This window comes from Tatumella ptyseos ATCC 33301, assembly GCF_000735525.1.
GTDB lineage: Bacteria > Pseudomonadota > Gammaproteobacteria > Enterobacterales > Enterobacteriaceae > Tatumella > Tatumella ptyseos.
The window spans coordinates 1-393 of the sequence record NZ_JMPR01000069.1 but is presented as its reverse complement, the minus strand read 5'-3'; the positions used below and the strand labels follow the sequence as shown (position 1 = coordinate 393).

The following is a 393-nucleotide window of genomic DNA, read 5'->3' as shown; positions in this document are numbered from 1 at the left end:
CGAAATGTTGCGGTGCCTTTGCCTGACTATCCGGGAACCGCAAGTGTTCCGCTGACGGTTCATTGTGGCTCCACTAAGGCTCTGTCGTATTATCTGACCGGTACAACAAGCAACAGCGCGGCCACTATATTCACGAATACCGCCTCCACCTCTCCGGCAACGGGGGTAGGGGTTCAGTTATCCAACAGTAGCGGTGTGCTGGCGACAAACCAGACGGTATCGCTGGGGAATGTCGGAACCACCCCGGTCAGTCTGGGATTAACTGCCTCCTATGCCCGAACCAGTGGTCAGGTTGTGGCAGGAAAGGTTCAGTCAATCGTCGGTGTGACGTTCGTTTATCAATAGTCTTATCCCTGGTGTAATTTTATCCCCGTCATCTGGCGGGGATTTTTT

At 53.4% G+C, this 393-nt stretch carries 1 protein-coding gene; it reads left to right on the top strand.

The genetic code is table 11. The features are described from left to right. Positions 1 to 345 (top strand): fimbrial protein (locus GTPT_RS16605; protein ID WP_038011943.1); only part of this gene is annotated, 345 nt, incomplete at its 5' end. Positions 346 to 393 lie beyond the last annotated feature (48 nt).